This is a genomic window from Roseovarius sp. PS-C2 (genome assembly GCF_018862045.1).
Lineage (GTDB): Bacteria > Pseudomonadota > Alphaproteobacteria > Rhodobacterales > Rhodobacteraceae > Roseovarius.
Map to the genome: position 1 here is coordinate 206,007 of NZ_JAHKSQ010000001.1, position 15,695 is coordinate 221,701.

At 64.2% G+C, this 15,695-nt stretch carries 18 protein-coding genes; 3 read left to right on the top strand and 15 right to left on the bottom strand.

Annotated features, from left to right (window positions below):
• Positions 1-53: 53 nt before the first annotated feature.
• From KPG71_RS00980 to KPG71_RS00990, 3 genes are read right to left on the bottom strand one after another with little or no spacing between them, the layout of a single operon-like run.
• Positions 54-563 carry a DinB family protein gene (locus KPG71_RS00980; protein ID WP_216336091.1) on the bottom strand — a complete coding sequence of 170 codons (510 nt, stop codon included), beginning with the start codon at positions 561-563 and terminating at the stop codon, positions 54-56.
• Complete coding sequence (locus KPG71_RS00985; protein ID WP_216336093.1) at positions 563-1,192, bottom strand: DUF1326 domain-containing protein; 630 nt, start codon at positions 1,190-1,192, stop codon at positions 563-565. Before KPG71_RS00985 ends, KPG71_RS00980 begins: the two co-directional genes overlap by 1 nt.
• Positions 1,193-1,210: 18 nt before the next feature.
• The gene (locus KPG71_RS00990) at positions 1,211-1,969 is read right to left on the bottom strand and encodes a DUF2182 domain-containing protein (RefSeq protein WP_216336689.1); all 759 of its coding nucleotides are present in this window, start codon (positions 1,967-1,969) and stop codon (positions 1,211-1,213) included.
• A 60-nt stretch (positions 1,970-2,029) separates the two neighbouring features.
• On the opposite strand from KPG71_RS00990, the gene KPG71_RS00995 reads away from it, so the two are divergent.
• A complete protein-coding gene (locus KPG71_RS00995; protein ID WP_073032563.1) occupies positions 2,030-2,764 on the top strand; it encodes a FadR/GntR family transcriptional regulator in 735 nt (244 codons plus the stop codon).
• A gap of 4 nt (positions 2,765-2,768) precedes the next feature.
• Here KPG71_RS00995 and KPG71_RS01000 read toward each other — a convergent pair whose 3' ends face one another.
• From KPG71_RS01000 to KPG71_RS01020, 5 genes are all read right to left on the bottom strand, one after another.
• Positions 2,769-2,978 (bottom strand): Trm112 family protein, encoded by a 210-nt coding sequence (locus KPG71_RS01000; RefSeq protein WP_216336095.1) that lies wholly within the window; start codon positions 2,976-2,978, stop codon positions 2,769-2,771.
• The gene (locus KPG71_RS01005) at positions 2,975-3,634 is read right to left on the bottom strand and encodes an LON peptidase substrate-binding domain-containing protein (RefSeq protein WP_216336097.1); all 660 of its coding nucleotides are present in this window, start codon (positions 3,632-3,634) and stop codon (positions 2,975-2,977) included. Before KPG71_RS01005 ends, KPG71_RS01000 begins: the two co-directional genes overlap by 4 nt.
• A gap of 27 nt (positions 3,635-3,661) precedes the next feature.
• Complete coding sequence (locus tag KPG71_RS01010; protein WP_216336099.1) at positions 3,662-4,573, bottom strand: co-chaperone YbbN; 912 nt, start codon at positions 4,571-4,573, stop codon at positions 3,662-3,664.
• Positions 4,574-4,878: 305 nt separating this feature from the next.
• Positions 4,879-5,667 (bottom strand): exodeoxyribonuclease III, encoded by a 789-nt coding sequence (locus tag KPG71_RS01015; RefSeq protein WP_216336101.1) that lies wholly within the window; start codon positions 5,665-5,667, stop codon positions 4,879-4,881.
• 286 nt (positions 5,668-5,953) lie between these two features.
• Complete coding sequence (locus KPG71_RS01020; RefSeq protein WP_216336103.1) at positions 5,954-6,640, bottom strand: response regulator transcription factor; 687 nt, start codon at positions 6,638-6,640, stop codon at positions 5,954-5,956.
• A 175-nt stretch (positions 6,641-6,815) separates the two neighbouring features.
• Here KPG71_RS01020 and ribA point away from each other — a divergent pair, with 175 nt between their 5' ends.
• Complete coding sequence (gene ribA / locus KPG71_RS01025) at positions 6,816-7,907, top strand: GTP cyclohydrolase II (protein ID WP_073032574.1); 1,092 nt, start codon at positions 6,816-6,818, stop codon at positions 7,905-7,907.
• 35 nt (positions 7,908-7,942) lie between these two features.
• Here the strand turns inward: ribA and KPG71_RS01030 are convergent, their stop codons facing one another.
• The 6 genes from KPG71_RS01030 to KPG71_RS01055 form a co-directional block, all read right to left on the bottom strand.
• Positions 7,943-8,191, bottom strand: coding sequence for an aspartate aminotransferase (locus KPG71_RS01030; protein WP_216336105.1), 249 nt, complete (start codon positions 8,189-8,191; stop codon positions 7,943-7,945).
• Positions 8,192-8,279: 88 nt separating this feature from the next.
• The gene (uvrB, locus tag KPG71_RS01035) at positions 8,280-10,478 is read right to left on the bottom strand and encodes an excinuclease ABC subunit UvrB (protein ID WP_216336690.1); all 2,199 of its coding nucleotides are present in this window, start codon (positions 10,476-10,478) and stop codon (positions 8,280-8,282) included.
• 149 nt (positions 10,479-10,627) lie between these two features.
• Positions 10,628-11,185: a rhodanese-like domain-containing protein gene (locus KPG71_RS01040; RefSeq protein WP_253196046.1), complete on the bottom strand. Its 558-nt coding sequence runs from the start codon at positions 11,183-11,185 to the stop codon at positions 10,628-10,630.
• A 144-nt stretch (positions 11,186-11,329) separates the two neighbouring features.
• Positions 11,330-11,737, bottom strand: coding sequence for a universal stress protein (locus KPG71_RS01045; protein WP_216336107.1), 408 nt, complete (start codon positions 11,735-11,737; stop codon positions 11,330-11,332).
• Positions 11,738-11,808: 71 nt separating this feature from the next.
• Positions 11,809-12,120, bottom strand: a complete 312-nt coding sequence (locus KPG71_RS01050; protein ID WP_216336109.1) for a DUF5665 domain-containing protein — start codon at positions 12,118-12,120, stop codon at positions 11,809-11,811.
• The gene (locus KPG71_RS01055; RefSeq protein ID WP_073032585.1) at positions 12,121-12,441 is read right to left on the bottom strand and encodes an antibiotic biosynthesis monooxygenase; all 321 of its coding nucleotides are present in this window, start codon (positions 12,439-12,441) and stop codon (positions 12,121-12,123) included. It abuts the gene before it with no gap.
• 144 nt (positions 12,442-12,585) lie between these two features.
• Here KPG71_RS01055 and KPG71_RS01060 point away from each other — a divergent pair, with 144 nt between their 5' ends.
• Positions 12,586-13,245, top strand: a complete 660-nt coding sequence (locus KPG71_RS01060; protein ID WP_253195996.1) for a hypothetical protein — start codon at positions 12,586-12,588, stop codon at positions 13,243-13,245.
• 22 nt (positions 13,246-13,267) lie between these two features.
• Here KPG71_RS01060 and KPG71_RS01065 read toward each other — a convergent pair whose 3' ends face one another.
• A complete protein-coding gene (locus tag KPG71_RS01065; RefSeq protein ID WP_216336111.1) occupies positions 13,268-15,562 on the bottom strand; it encodes a glycosyl hydrolase family 28-related protein in 2,295 nt (764 codons plus the stop codon).
• Between the last annotated feature and the right edge of the window lie 133 nt (positions 15,563-15,695).

Sequence of the window (15,695 nt, forward strand, 5' to 3'; positions counted from 1 at the left end):
ACTCCGGGGAGTGTGAGGGGCTGGCCCCTCACTCCCTCGCTCGCAACAGGCGCCTACGTCCCCGGCATCGCGAACAGGTCGCTGACCGGTGCATCGACCCCCGCCCGTGTCATCATCGCATGCAACTGCCCGCGATGATGGGTCTGGTGGTTGAACATATGCACCACGCACAGCGCCTTGGGCTTGCTCACCTCGCGGCCCAAGGCCCCCGAATGCCATGTCAGATCGCCGGTCAGATCCAACGCATGCAGCTTGTCGGCCCAACGGGCGATGGCCGCATCGGTCACGAACCGCTCGGCACTCCACACCGCGAGGGTCGGGCACAGCTCCGGGCTGCGCTTGATCCCGCCCTCGGGTGCGGCAACCAGATCGGGGGCGAACCGGCTCATCCAGATCCGGTCCCCCCACAGGATATGGCTCAGCGTTCCCAGGATCGAGCCGAAGAACGCACCGTGATCGGCCCGCAGATCGTCCAGCGACGCCCCGTCCAGCGCGGCGTGTATCTGGCGGTTCTGCCACGCGTTGTAGCGCGCCATCTCCCGTGGATACGCCGGGCCGATCATCAGCGGGGCCCGTGCCAGTCAATCTGGCAGATTTCCGCGCTGCGCCCGTCGAAATCCCACACCCGGCCAAAGGCGCGCACCCGCCCCTTGGTGGCGGTGGCCACGGTGATGTCGGGGCCCATCCAGTATTCGGTGTTGGTCACGACGATATCTTCGCCGCCCTTGCCTTCGACCGGCACCACCTCGCCCTGGATCTTCTTGCCCACCATCAGGCGGCGCGCCTTGCCCTCGGTTTCGAACACCACCGGCGCACGCTCGGCGCCCAGGAATTCGCTGACCAGCATACTGAACAGCCCGGTGGTGCCGCGCGCCTTGCCGCTGAAGATATTGACCAGCGCCTCATAGGCCGCGTCATCGGCGCGCTCGTCGATATAGGCCGCCGCCTTCCAGTTGCCGCGCGCCATCAGGCCCGGAATTTCCAGCATCAGGCCCACGTTCAGCCCCGACAGGTCGGCATCGCCATACTGCCCCTCGTCGATGCGCACCCCGGCCCAGGCTTGGCAATGACCTTCCGTCGGCGGATGCTTCCCAAGGCTGACGACACAGGGGCAGAACACCGTGCAGTTGCAGTTGAGGATCAACTCCCCCTTGATGGTCCAGGGCACCGTGCCCAACTCGTCGAACGGCATGTTTCACTCTCCTCCGTTTCAAATTCCGCCTGCCAGCATCCAGAGCCCGGCCAGCCCCAGCCCCGCCCCCAGCGGGCGGGTCAGCCAGCGGCCCAGATCGGGCAGTTTCTCGATGATCATGATCGCCGTGGCGAGCCCCATGAAGGCCAGGTTCATCACCCCGCCCACAAAGGCCAGCGCCATCAGCGCCCAGCAACAGCCAAGGCACACCAGCCCCAGCCGCAGCCCGTTGCGCCACGCGCCTTCGTCCCAGTGCTGCATGAAAAAGGTCAGCGGCGCGCGGCACTTGGCAAGGCAGGCCTCTTTCACCGGGCTGAACTGATACGCCCCGGCGATCAGCAACAGCGCACCGGACAAGACCCGTGAACGACTGTCGCCAAAGGCGCTGACCAGATCGCCCCGGTAGAGCCCCATCTGCGCCCCCGCCGCCAGCAGCGAAAAGCCCAGCCAGATCGCCAGATACCCCGCCAGCAGCGCCGTGAACCCTGCCCGCCCGGTCGTGGGCAACTCGTCATAGGTGGCCAGCGCCGGCAGCGCCGTGGGGGCCATCATCGCCGCCGACATCAGCGCCCACATGACCGTGATCCGCCCGAACCCCGCCGCGTCGGGCGTGACCACGCACAGGCTGGCCAGGAACTCGGCCCCGTAAACCTGCCCCGCCGCCCGAAGGCTCTCGGGCAAGGCCATCGCATAGAGCAGCGCCCAGGCCAGAACGATCACACCGAACAGCGTCAGCCAGTGCAGGCCCGTCATCCGTCTGATCCGTGCTGAAATCATGTCACCCTCATGCGACTCATGGCTTGCCATCAAATTGTCAGACATTTAAATGTAAGACAAATGAAAATCGACCCGAACACCAAAACCGACCTCTCGGCCCAGATCGCCAAGGCCATCCGCGACGCCATCGTCGAAGGGCGCATGATCGTGGACGAGCGCCTGCCCTCCGAGGCCGAACTGGCCGAGCAGTTCGAGGTCTCCCGCCCCACCGTGCGCGAGGCGCTCAAACGGCTGGCGGCGCAATCGCTGATCCGCACGCAGCGCGGGGCTTTCGGCGGGGCTTTCGTCAAGCGGCTCAGCTACGAAGAGGCCTACGGGCAGCACGTCACCACCTCGACGCTGCTGTTGTCGATGAACGCGGTCAGCTTCGAAACCGCCTGCGAAGCCCGCTATGCGCTGGAACGCGCCTGCGCGCCGCTGGCCTGCGCGCGCCGCAGCGCCGATCATCTCGCCACGATGCGCGCCGAGATTCACCGCCAGACCCAGCCGGGCCTGTCCGATGAATCCTTCTGCGCGTCGGACGTGGCCTTTCACCGCGCCCTCGTGGATGCTGCCGGAAATCCGGTGCTCAGCTATCAGTTGGCGGGCGCGGTCGAGGCGATGCAGCCGCTGATGAACATGATCACCTTCACCGCCCGCTCACGCGAAACCATCGAACGGCTGCACACCCGCATCGCCGATGCGCTCGACACGCAGGACGCCGCCGCCGCCGATACCGCCCTGCACGAGCTCGAAGCCTATACACTGACCCTCGGGCACGATGTCATGGCCGCCCGCGCCCGCAAGGCCACCTGACCCGTCAGTCGTCCAGCCGGCGCGCCTCGTCCAGCAACATCACCGGAATCCCGTCGCGGATCGGATAGGCCAGACCGGCGGCGCGGCTGATCAGTTCCTGACGCTCGGCGTCATATTCCAGCGTCACCTGGGATTGCGGGCAGATCAGCGCCTCCAGCATGCGGCGGTCGAACCCGGCATGGTCATGACGGCTGTGTTCGGCGGTATCGTTCATTGCACGATCTCCTTGTCGTCGCCCCCGCGCAGGGCGTATTCGATCAGCGTCACCAGCGTTTCGCGCCGTGTCGACAGCGACGGCGCCTCCAGCAGCGCCTGCTTGTCCTCGGGCTCGAATCCCAGGAGCATCGACAGCGAATTGATCAGCAATTCGTCCTCGGCCTGCTCCAGCGTCTCCCAATCGGTCTGCAACTCGCGCGATTTGAAATAGCGCCCCAGCAGGGCCAGAAACGCCGCCCGGTCGAACTCCGGGTCGGCATCCGCCGGGCCGAGATCGCGCTCGAACCCCTCCCACGACACGCGCGCGCGCCGATACGGGGTGAACCCCTCGACCTCGTCCAGTATCCGATACCGGGAAAGCCCCGTCAGCGTGATCATGTATCTCCCGTCCTCGGTTTCCGAGAACTGGGTGACGCGCCCGACGCAACCGATGGCGTGCAAGCCCTTGTCCTTGCCGCTCTCGGGGGCCGAGGCCGGGCCGGGATTGGGCTGCACCATGCCGATCAGCCGCTCCGGCGTCTTCAGCACATCGTCGAGCATCGCCAGATAGCGCGGCTCGAACAGGTGCAACGGCAGGCGCGAGCGCGGCAACAGCAACGCCCCCGGTAGCGGAAAGACCGGGATGACATCGGGCAGATCGGATGCGTTGAACATATCGGTCAACCTAGCCCGCACAGGCGGTCAGGCAAATATCATCGAGCTGAGCTTGCGGCGTCCGTTCAAAACGATGGGATCGTTGGGCTTGAGTGCCTCGAAAATGGTGAAGAGCTGCTGCTTGGCCGCCGCGTCGTTCCATTCGCGGTCGCGGCGGAACAGGTCCAGCAACTGATCGACCGCCTCCTGCGTCTGGCCCGCCGCATTCAGCGCCTGGGCCAGGTCGAACCGCGCCTGATGATCGTTCGGATCGGCCTCGACCTTGTCCTGCAATTCGCCCACCGGTCCGGCATCCGCCGCCTGCCGCGCCAGTTCAAGCTGGGCATGGGCCGCCTCCAGTTCCGGGGCCTGCGATATCTCGGCGGGGGCGCCGTTCAGGATCGCCTCGGCCTGCTCCAGATCGTCCATCGCGATATGGGCCCGCACCAGCCCGCCATAGGCGGCGGCGTTCTGCGCATCCTCCTGCAGGATCGCGGCAAAGGTCTGGGCGGCATCGGTCGCCGCACCCTGCTCCAGCATCTCCTCGGCCGCCGCAAGCGCATCGTCGAGCCCGCCGCTGGCATCACCCCCGGCGGCCTGCACGACACGCTCGACAAAGGCGTCGATCTCCGACGGAGGAACCGCGCCCTGAAACCCGTCCACGGGCTGGCCCTGCCAGAAGGCATAGACCGTCGGGATAGACTGCACCCGCAACTGGCCCGCGATCATCTGGTTTTCGTCGACATTGACCTTGGCCATCCTGACCGCGCCCTTGGCCCTGGTCACCGCCGCTTCCAGCGCCGGACCGAGCGTCTTGCAGGGGCCGCACCACGGTGCCCAGAAATCCACGATGACCGGAACGGTCTGGCTGGCTTCGACGACTTCGCTCATGAAGTCCGCCTCGCTCACGTCCTTGATCAGATCGGTTGCAGGAGGGGTTTGGCCACCAAGTTCAAGCATGTCTCGGGCTCCGGATGCTGTGCGTGTATTCCCCGGTTACATGGAGCAGCCACGCGCATGTTGCAAGAGGGCAGCGCACTCACCCCGTTGCGCCCGAGAGTGCCCCGCCCCCGGACACCGGCCTGAGAGCCATGAGGCGGGCGGCAGCCAAAGTCCACAAGACAGAGCCACCGCCCAGGAAGGCGAAACCTCTGACACTCGCATTCATGAACCGTTTACTGTTTGGCCTCCCGCGGGTCTTCTTTCCGATCGGGGGGAAAATTGATAGGTCAGGTTTTCCTTACCTAAATGGAGGTAACGTAAAGCTAGAGATCGAATGTCGCGAATACGGGGGCGTGGTCACTCGGCTGCTCCCAGCCACGCGCGGCGCGCAAGATACGGCTGGAGTGAAAGGCGTTCTTCAGATCGCCGGACGTCCAGACATGATCCAGCCTGCGCCCCTTGTCCGCCGCGTCCCAGTCCCGCGCGCGATAGGACCACCAGCTATAGAGCTGCCCCTCGGGAATATCGGCACGGGTCACGTCCACCCAGCCCCCCGCCTCCTGGGCATTGGCCAGATGTTCGACCTCGATGGGGGTATGGCTGACCACCTTGAGAAGCTGCTTGTGCGACCACACGTCGTCCTCGCGCGGGGCGATATTGAGGTCGCCCACCAGAATCGCCTTTTCGGGGCGGCGGTCGCGGAACCAGTCCCGCATCTCGGTCAGGTAATCCAGCTTCTGGCCGAATTTCTCGTTGATCGCGCGGTCGGGCTTGTCACCGCCCGCAGGCACATAGAAATTATGGATCACCGTGCCGTTTTCCAGCCGCGCCGCCACATGGCGGGCATGGCCAAGCGCGGCGAAATCCATGTCGCCCGCATCTTCCAGCGGCAGGCGCGACAGGATTGCAACCCCGTTATACCCCTTCTGCCCACGCGCCACCATGTGGCCATAACCCAACGCGGCGAACTGCTCGCGCGGGATTTTCTCGACCGGGCTCTTGCATTCCTGAAGGCACAGGATGTCGGGGGCTTCTTCCTGCAACAGACGGGCCACCAGCCCTTCGCGCAACCTGACCGAGTTGATGTTCCATGTCGCCAGCGTGAATGCCATGAGCGCCCCCTTTCATTGCCTGCGCGTTCGAATACCCTGCCCGCTCTATACCGTGATGGGCGGCCCGCGACACCCTCGAAAACACGCCGTAGCTTCTCCGCCCCACCGGACAAAAAAGACCCCGACACAATGCCGGGGTCAGTCCAACAGGGAGGTGCATGCGATAACCCGCACATGCAACGGGAACTCTGACACCATACTAAAGTATAGAATAGTGATCCTTGATATTCGTCAAGCCCTGCGCGTGCGCCTGCATGACGTGATCCTTACATAGGCTCTCTTTGCGCTATGCCAAGAGCCGATACCCGCCTGTTTCCGTCACCAACAGGCGCGCATTCGACGGATCGGGTTCGATTTTCTGGCGCAGGCGGTAGATATGGGTCTCCAGCGTGTGGGTCGTGACCCCCGCATTATAGCCCCAGACCTCGTGCAGCAGCACATCTCGCGCGACAACCCCGTCAGGCGAGCGATACAGGAATTTCAGGATGTTGGTTTCCTTCTCGGTCAGGCGAATCTTGCGATCCTCCTCGTCGACCAGCATCTTCATGGCGGGTTTGAAGGTATACGGCCCCAACTGAAACACCGCGTCCTCGGATTGCTCATGCTGGCGCAGCTGGGCCCGGATTCGCGCCAGAAGCACCGGAAACTTGAACGGCTTGGTCACGTAATCGTTGGCCCCGGCATCAAGGCCCAGAATGGTGTCGGCATCGCCATCATGGCCGGTCAACATCATGATCGGCGCCTTGACCCCCTGCTTGCGCATCAACCGGCACAGCTCGCGGCCATCGGTGTCGGGCAGGCCGACATCCAGAATCACCAGATCGTAGAGTCCGTCGCGCGCCTTCGTCATCGCCTCGGCCCCGTTGGCAGCCTCGAACACGTCGAAATCCTCGGTGATCACAAGCTGCTCGCTCAGCGCCTCGCGCAGGTCGTCATCGTCATCGACCAGAAGAATTTTCTTGAGCTGTCCCATGCAAATGGCTCCTCGTACTGGGTGCCGCAAAGATGTGGCAGCGAAGGCGATTGCACAAGATATGCAACAGCGGCCTCACAGCGACGTGTTGAATCGGGGGCGTATATTTCAATTCCCTGCAAAAGGGGCTAGATGTTACAGAGTAACAACGAAGACATCCCAAGGACACCGCGCCATGAGCCTTGCCCCGGACCTGACAGAAACGCTTGCACGCGCCCGCGCCGATCTGCGCATGGGCGTGCCCGTCGTGCTCGAGTCCGCGGACGGCGCGGCACTGGTGCTGGCCGCCGAAACGCTGGATGCGCAACGCCTGGCGGACCTGCGCGCGCTTGGCGGGCGCCCCATGCTGGCGATCACCGCGCGCCGCGCCGAAACGCTCAAGGCGCGCGCTTATGACGGCGACGTGGCGCGCATCCTCCTGCCGCCGGATGCCAGCCTGCCCTGGGTTCTGGGCGTGGCCGATCCCGCCGACGACCTGAAAACCCCGATGAAAGGCCCCCTGATGGCCGAACGCGGCGGCGATGCCGCGCTGCACCGCCTTGCCCTGTCGCTGGTCAAATCGGCCCGCCTCCTGCCCGCCGCGCTGGTGCTGGACCTCTCCGACCCCGACAGCTTTGCCGCCAGCCACAGCCTGACGCGCGTGCCCGCCACGCCCGCCGCCGCGATGATATCGGAAACCAGCCCCCTGCACCCGGTGGTCAGCGCCCGCCTGCCCTTGCAGGTGTCCGAGGCCGGGCGGCTGCACATTTTCCGCCCCGAGGACGGCGGCGAGGAACATTACGCCATCGAAATCGGCCAGCCGCCGCGCGACAAGCCGGTTCTGGCGCGCCTGCATTCGGCCTGTTTCACCGGCGACCTGATGGGCAGCCTGAAATGCGATTGCGGCCCGCAACTGCGCGGCGCGCTGGCGCAAATGGGGGCCGAAGGCGCGGGCGTGCTGCTCTATCTCAACCAGGAAGGGCGCGGCATCGGCCTTGCCAACAAGATGCGCGCCTATTCCCTGCAGGATCAGGGGTTCGACACGGTCGAGGCCAACCACCGCCTGGGGTTCGAGGATGACGAGCGCGATTTCCGCATCGGGGCGGAAATCCTCAAGCGCATGGGCTTTTCCTCGGTGCGGTTGCTGACCAACAACCCCGGCAAGATCGCCAAAATGGAAGAATGCGGCGTCAGCGTGACCGAGCGCGTGCCGCTGAAAGTGGGCGAAAACGCCCATAACCGCGCCTACCTCGCCACCAAGGCCGCCAAGTCGGGCCATCTCCTCTGACCGAAATCTTGAAAAGATTTCGAACCGCTTTCTTTTCAAGAAAGCGGCACCGGCCCCGACAGCCACCGCACAAGCGCACGGTTGCAGAAAATCACGATCTGCCCCGAGTTCTCTGCCACCTGAAACCCGCGCCGATGGATTTCACGCAAGAACAGCTCCATCCCCACAAAACGCTCCACATCCCGCGCCTTGCGCCGGATCACCCCACCCTGCTGCACCGCCTTGGACGCAAACAGATCGTTGAGCCATATTTCGGGGGATAAAGGAGAATTCAGGTTCTGCATGTGACGCAGACTGGCGCAGGCATGGTTAAAATCACGTTAAATGATGCCCCCGTAGGGTGCGCATTCACTGCGCACCAAGCCCTTTGCTCTACCGCCCCCGCCGCTTCACGTTCCCGCCGCGCTGCCCCGGACGTCCGGCCGTCGAGCGCCCGCGCGCTTTCACCGCGTCCTCGCTGGCCTTTTCCACCGCCTGTTGCCGTGCCAGCGGGTCGTCGTGGACGGCCAGATCGACCGCCTCCAGCCGCTTGACCTCGTCGCGCAGCCGCGCGGCCTCTTCGAATTCCAGGTTCTCGGCGGCCTTTCGCATCTCGGCGCGCAGCCCGTCCAAATGGGCCTGCAAATTGCTGCCCACCATCGGCTTGTCCACCGTCGCCGTCACCCGGTTCATGTCCACGTCGCCCTGATAGAGCCCGGCCAGAATGTCGTCGACATTCTTCTTCACCGTCGCGGGCGTGATGCCGTGTTCCTCGTTATAGGCGATCTGCCTTGTGCGGCGGCGGTCGGTTTCGTCCAGGGCCCGCTGCATCGATCCGGTGATCTTGTCGGCATACATGATCACCCGCCCCTCGGCATTGCGCGCCGCGCGCCCGATGGTCTGGATCAGCGAGGTTTCCGAGCGCAGGAACCCCTCCTTGTCGGCATCCAGAATGGCCACCAGCCCGCATTCGGGAATGTCCAGCCCCTCGCGCAGCAGGTTGATCCCCACCAGCACGTCGAACGCCCCAAGGCGCAGGTCGCGCAGGATCTCGATCCGCTCGATGGTGTCGATGTCCGAATGCATGTAGCGCACGCGAATGCCCTGCTCGTGCAGGTATTCCGTCAGGTCTTCGGCCATGCGCTTGGTCAGCGTGGTGCACAGCGTGCGATAGCCCGCCTCGGATACCCGGCGCACCTCGTCCAGCAAATCGTCCACCTGCATTTCGACGGGGCGGATTTCCACCTCCGGGTCCAGAAGGCCCGTGGGGCGGATCACCTGCTCGGTGAACACCCCGCCCGTCTGCTCCATCTCCCACGCAGCGGGCGTGGCGCTGACGAACACCGATTGCGGGCGCATAGCGTCCCATTCCTCGAATTTCAGCGGGCGGTTGTCCATGCAGCTCGGCAAGCGAAAGCCATGCTCGGCCAAGGTAAACTTGCGCCGATAGTCACCGCGATACATGCCGCCGATCTGCGGCACGCTGACATGGGATTCATCGGCGAACACGATTGCATGGTCGGGAATGAATTCGAACAACGTGGGCGGCGGCTCACCGGGGGCGCGCCCCGTCAGGTAGCGCGAATAATTCTCGATCCCGTTGCACACGCCGGTCGCCTCCAGCATCTCCAGATCGAAATTCGTGCGCTGCTCCAGCCGCTGCGCCTCAAGCAGCTTGCCCTCGCCCACCAACTGACCCAGCCGCTGGCGCAGTTCCTTGCGGATATGGACGATGGCCTGCTGCATGGTCGGCTTGGGCGTCACGTAATGCGAGTTGGCATAAACGCGGATCTGCTCGAAACTGCCGGTTTTCTCGCCGGTCAGCGGATCGAATTCTCCAATCGATTCAAGCTCCTCCCCGAAAAAGCTCAGCTTCCATGCCCGATCCTCAAGGTGCGCCGGCCAGATTTCGAGGCTGTCGCCCCGCACCCGGAAACTGCCGCGCTGGAACGCCTGATCGTTGCGGCGGTATTGCTGCGCCACCAGATCGGCCATGACCTTGCGCTGGTCATACTCCTCGCCCACCTTCAGGTCCTGCGTCATCGCGCCATAGGTTTCGACGCTGCCGATCCCGTAGATGCACGACACCGAGGCCACGATGATCACGTCATCCCGCTCCAGCAGCGCCCGCGTGGCCGAGTGGCGCATCCGGTCGATCTGCTCGTTGATCTGGGATTCCTTCTCGATATAGGTGTCGGAGCGCGGCACATAGGCCTCGGGCTGGTAGTAATCGTAGAAGCTGACGAAATACTCGACCGAGTTATGGGGGAAAAATCCCTTGAATTCCCCGTAAAGCTGCGCGGCCAGCGTCTTGTTGGGGGCCAGGATGATTGCCGGGCGCTGCGTTTCCTCGATCACTTTCGCCATCGTATAGGTCTTGCCGGTGCCCGTCGCGCCCAGCAACACCTGGTTGCGCTCGCCCTCGTTCACCCCTGCGGTCAGTTCGGCAATCGCCGTGGGCTGATCGCCCGCGGCCTCGAACTCCGTCACCATTTCGAACCGCTTGCCGCCTTCCAGCTTTTCGCGCGTTTTCACATCCGGCGCGGGGCTGTGCAGGATCGGCGGGGTTTTATCGGAATGGGCATAGGGCATATCGGGGGCGGTCCTCGTGGTTCCGCCCCACATTTGTTCTCTTTTCGTCCCGGATCAAGGGGCAATCCCCGAACGCGCCGGAAATGCCGCCCCTTCGCCTGCCCGGCTCAGCGGCGCAACCGGGGCGCGGCCGTCCTAAAGCCCCTGTCTCAGTTCGATGCTCCGGTCACGCTCAGCCCCAGCACCCGCCAGCTTTGCATACCGCCACGATAATAATGAATCCTGTCGGCAGGATAGCCCACCTCGATCATGTTGCGGATCGCCGTGGGGCTTTGCCCGCACCAGAGCCCGTTGCAAAACAGGGCGACGGGACGGGCCTCGTCACAGACCCAGCCCTCAAAGTCGATCTCGCAACCCAACTCGCCCAGTCGATCCACCACCTGCGTATAGGGGATGTTGACCGCGCCGGGGATGGTGCCGCCCGCAAACCACTCAGGCGTGCGGCTGTCCACCACCACGGCCTCCTCGTCGGCCAGCATCTCCAGCAATTCCAACTCGCCAATCGTGGTCACGCCCGGCGCGGGCGTCATCGGCTGGATGCAGAACGGCGGACAGGCCCGCGAGGTGCGCGCCCATTCGCCGGTGATCTCGTGCGTATTGTCCTGAATGCGCGAAATCTCGACCGGCCCCGAGGGCGTCTGCACCGTAACCGAGGGGATATCGGGCCGGATATTGACCGGCTTCTGCTCCTGCGCCGCCACCGGCATCGCCAACAGGCCAAGCATGGCCGGAATGATCGTGAAACGCATCGAAACTCCTCCCTCTCGTGAACACCGATCAGATCACCACGAAACGCCCGCCCCCGCAAGGGACGGGCCTAGTGGCGCCGCCGGCGCCAATCGCCCGCGGTCTCAGCGGATCACATGCACCGCACAGCCCGCATGTCGCACCACCTGCGTCGCGGTGCTGCCCAACAGCAAATCCTGCATGCCGGGCCGGTGGCTGGCGATCACGATACAATCCACGCCGTTCTTTTCGGCGTAATCCAGAATGGTGCGGCCCGAATGCCCGTCGATCACCTCGGCCACACCGTTGGGCAGGGTCGCCGCCATTTCACTCAGTTCGGCCTCGATGGCCTGTCGGCTTTCCACCAAGTAATTCTCGGGCACGTAGGAAATGGCATAGCCCGGAATCTGCTCCATGACATGCAGCACGGTCACCTTGCCGCCGTCACCGGCCAGAACACGGGCCACATTTATCGCGCCCGCCGAATCGCGGTCTTCCTCAAAGGAAACAGGAACGAGAACATTCTTGTACATAAGAGCCTCCAATTGCAGTTCATGGCAGTATGGCACGGCATGTGCCGGGAAACATTGACGCAGGTCAGATGCTAAGGCAATTCCGTCGCGTCCTCGATCTGGCGTTTGATCTCGGCGCCCCATTCTCCGATCACCGGCAGAAGTTCGACCTGGCTCAGCGCCCAGACCACGATCGACAGGATCATCGACGCCCCCAGCAGCGTGCCCAGCGCAAAGGCCGCGCCGCGCGCGAAATTGAACATCAACAGCCGCGGGATCGAGTTGTGAATCCGCACGAAACGGTGCTTGTTCAGCCGCGCCACCTCGGCGCGCAGCGCTTCGAGCTCTTCGGCCAGCGCACGCTCGCCGTCCCCGTTCCCCTTGTCCATCTCGCCCCGGCTCATTCAGTCGAAAGTTCCGGCGACCTCGTACATCACCGGCTCGAACCCCTTGCACAGTTCGTTGATCCGGCGATTGCGCTTGCGCATTTCCTGACTGCGCAGCATCGCCTGGAAATCCTCGCGCCGCTTCCACTGGGAATAATTGGCGATCCGGGTCTGCGCATCGTTCACATGCAACCCCGCCGCGATGAAGCCGGGCTGTTTCGAAATGAACTCCTCATAGGCGCTGGTCAACTCGTCCAGAAGATCCTGACAGGTGCCGGGCGTCATCTCGAAGGTGGTGATCACGGTCTGATAACTGTTGTCGGTTCGGATCAAGGGCATGGCGGAACTCCTTTTACACGCTTCAGCCTAACATCCTTGCGTCACAGCGCAAATTCTAACCGCGCCCGATCAGAAATTAACCGCCGGTTTACCAAGACTAAGGATAACTGAATCCCGTGTGGGGGCCATCTGACCGGAGGGCCGATGCGGCGCGTTCTGCTCCTGATATGCCTGTGCGGCCTGCTGGCCGCCCTGCCCGCGCGCATAGCGCAGGCCGGCCCCTGGCCGCGCGGCAAGGGCGACACTTTCCTGTCATTTTCGTGGGAGCGCGACATCCTGCGCGACCGGGGATATGCAACCCTCTACGGCGAATACGGCCTGTCCGACCGGCTGACGCTCGGCCTCGATATCGGCGCAGGCCCCGGCGGGCTGGACAAGGCCATCACCTTCGCCCGCATCCCCTTCGGTCAGGCCCCCGGAGGAATGCGCCTCGCGCTGGAACTGGGCTCGGGCGTTCAGGGCACACGCCCGGTGCTGCGCCCCGGCCTGTCCTTCGGGCGCGGGATCGACATTGCCGGACGCTCCGGCTGGCTGGTGCTCGATATCCGCGCAACCGTCTTTCAGGACAGGTTCGACACCGCATGGGAAAGCGACCTGACACTCGGCCTCGACACCACAGCGCGCATCAAAACCATCCTGCAACTTCAGGCCGGACAACCGGCGCGAGGCGATGCCTATCTCAAGCTCGCCCCGTCCTGGGTGATACAGGGCCCGCCCGGTCGCCACATCGAAATCGGCGTGGTGACCGGGCTGAAGAACAGCCGGGCACTGGCAGCGAAAATCGCGCTCTGGCACGAATTCTGACCGCCGCCAGCGCCGCCGCCCATCACATCGGGTCGTCGATCCGCACCGTGATCCGCACCGTCCCCTGCACATCCTCGCTCCAACGCAGCACAACCTGATCGTTCTCCGGCCCCTGCTTGCCCTGGTAATACGGCGCACCGTAGAAAACCGCGCCACTGTCATCGCGCAGCGGCCCCGCGGCCACCACCGCATCCACCCCCTGCGCCCAGGCGTTGAACGGCAGGCGCGGTCCGGCATCTATGATCCAGGCCTGCGCCGGGCTGGCCTCGGTATGTTCGATCATGATCGGGCTGGCCACCGTGCGGTTCACGTTCTTGAACATGTTGTCGCGGAAGGTGACATTGGAGAACCGGTTGAAATCCAGCGCCGCGAAACTGGTGTCGATCCCCTCGACCCGGTCGACCGGATCGCCGATGATACGGAACGAATTGCCCGTCATCGTCAGCCCGTTCAGGAAATGCCCCGCGCCGTGCGGCTTGACCACGAAGAAATTGAACCACGGCGCCACATGGCTGGCCAGAAAGGTGTTGTCGGTCACGATCAACTGGCTGAACGAAAACTCGCTCGCGAATTCCGGCGCCTGATCGTGCTCGTTCGACCACTCGATGAAACTGTTGTCCACATAGTTGCCGTTGATCGTGCCCCGGTTGTTGGTGCGCGTCAGGACCAGCCCCGCCATGCGCGGCGAATTCTGCAACGTATCGCCCTGGAACCAGTGGTTGCCGGTGACAATCGTGCTGGAGCCGCCGATCACCGCGAAATGCCGGAAATGCACCGCCCGGTTGTTGCGCAGCTTGACATCGTTGGCATTGGCGTTGATCGCGATGGACTGCCGGTCCACGGCGGCCAGCGGGCTTTCGTTGGACAGGAACTGGCAGCGGTCGATCAACATCCCCTGACAGCCCTCGCCGTGGCTGGTGATACCGCGATCCTTCGGCCGCGTGATGAAACAATCCCGCAGGGCAAAGCCGCTGCCGGTCGGCGGCAACAGGATGCCGCTGCATTCGCCGCCGCACTGGAACTCGATATCCGACAGGGTAAAGCGGCCCAGATCCTCGAACCCGCTGAAATCGAGGATGTATTTGAACCGCCGGAAGGTGAACACCTGCGCGCCGTCCGCATCGTAGAGCGGCGCGCTCAACTCCACGCTTTGCGCCGCAAGGTTTTTTGAGCGCACGTAAACCTCGCGCCCCACGCCATTGCCTTCCACCAGCGCGCCCACCGGCACATTGGCCACATTCACCACCCCGGTCAGCCGCTTGGGATCGTTGGGCGAATAGCTCGCTTGCGAGGTCGCCACCTCGGTCTCCCAGGCCGGCCCGGAATAGATCGAAAACTGCCCGTTGCGGATCACCCGCCGCTGGTTGAAATAGGTCCGGTTGGCCAGCGCCGCCTGCATGTCGATGGGCGCGCGCACCCCGATGAGCCGCCCCCCCAGATCGAGAGAGTCATGCCCCGCCGTGTTCAGCAGCGCCTGAAACGCCTTTTTGAAGGCCAGTTCCTCGTCATCCCCGAACGCGTCGATATAGGCGGGCAGGTCGAAATTCTTGGTCAGGCCAAGGATCTTGTCCTCGGGCATCGCGACCGATCCTTCGAACCGCACCCGGTTCTGAAAGGTCACGCTGTCGGCAAGGTAATAGGTGCCCTGCGGCACCAGCACCTCGCGCCCGTTCGCCGCCGCATCGGCCCGCTCGAAGGCGGCGGAATCGTCGCTCACACCGTCGCCCAGCGCGCCATGGTCGCGCACATCCACCACGCTCAGCATGTCGCGCAGGAACACATGGGTGACATCCTCGATCGCGATGTCGTCGATGAGCACCACGCCGCCGCTCGGGCCGGTCAGGTCCAGCCCGAAATGCCCATAGAGCGCCTCGCTCCCCCACACCATGTCGACCCCGGTGCGCGCGCCGGAACCGACAATGGCGCTCACCTCGACCACCTCGCCATAGCTGGTCAGGCTCACCGCCGGGCCCGCCTCGCTCAGCCCGCCGACATGCGCCCCGCCCGCGCCCCCGGCCCAGCCCGCGATGCGCACCGACGGCAGGTTGCCCGCCACCGCCTTCACCCGCGCGCTGATCCGCAGGTAACAGCCCGGCAACAGCGGCGTTTCCCCCATATAGCGCAGCTTTTGCACCGTATCGGCCTTCTGGAGTTCCAGCGCCCCTCCAAAATCCTGATCCGCCGGGACAAAGGCCGCATTGACCGCGTTTTCATAGGTATCCGCGCCGGGCGTTCCGTTCCCGCTCGACCACACATCCAGCCCGCCCGCAAATTCGGGCGGCATGAAAACGACCCCGTCGGTGATTGCCTTGTTCATGAGACTTCCCTTTCCGCATCCCGGCCCCACGCGGCCCGGATGTCATACGTATCTGCACGACAGGCACGGCCCGCCGCCGCACCCGATACGCAAGGGAGGTATCAACAAGGAATTAACAGGCCCCGACACCACC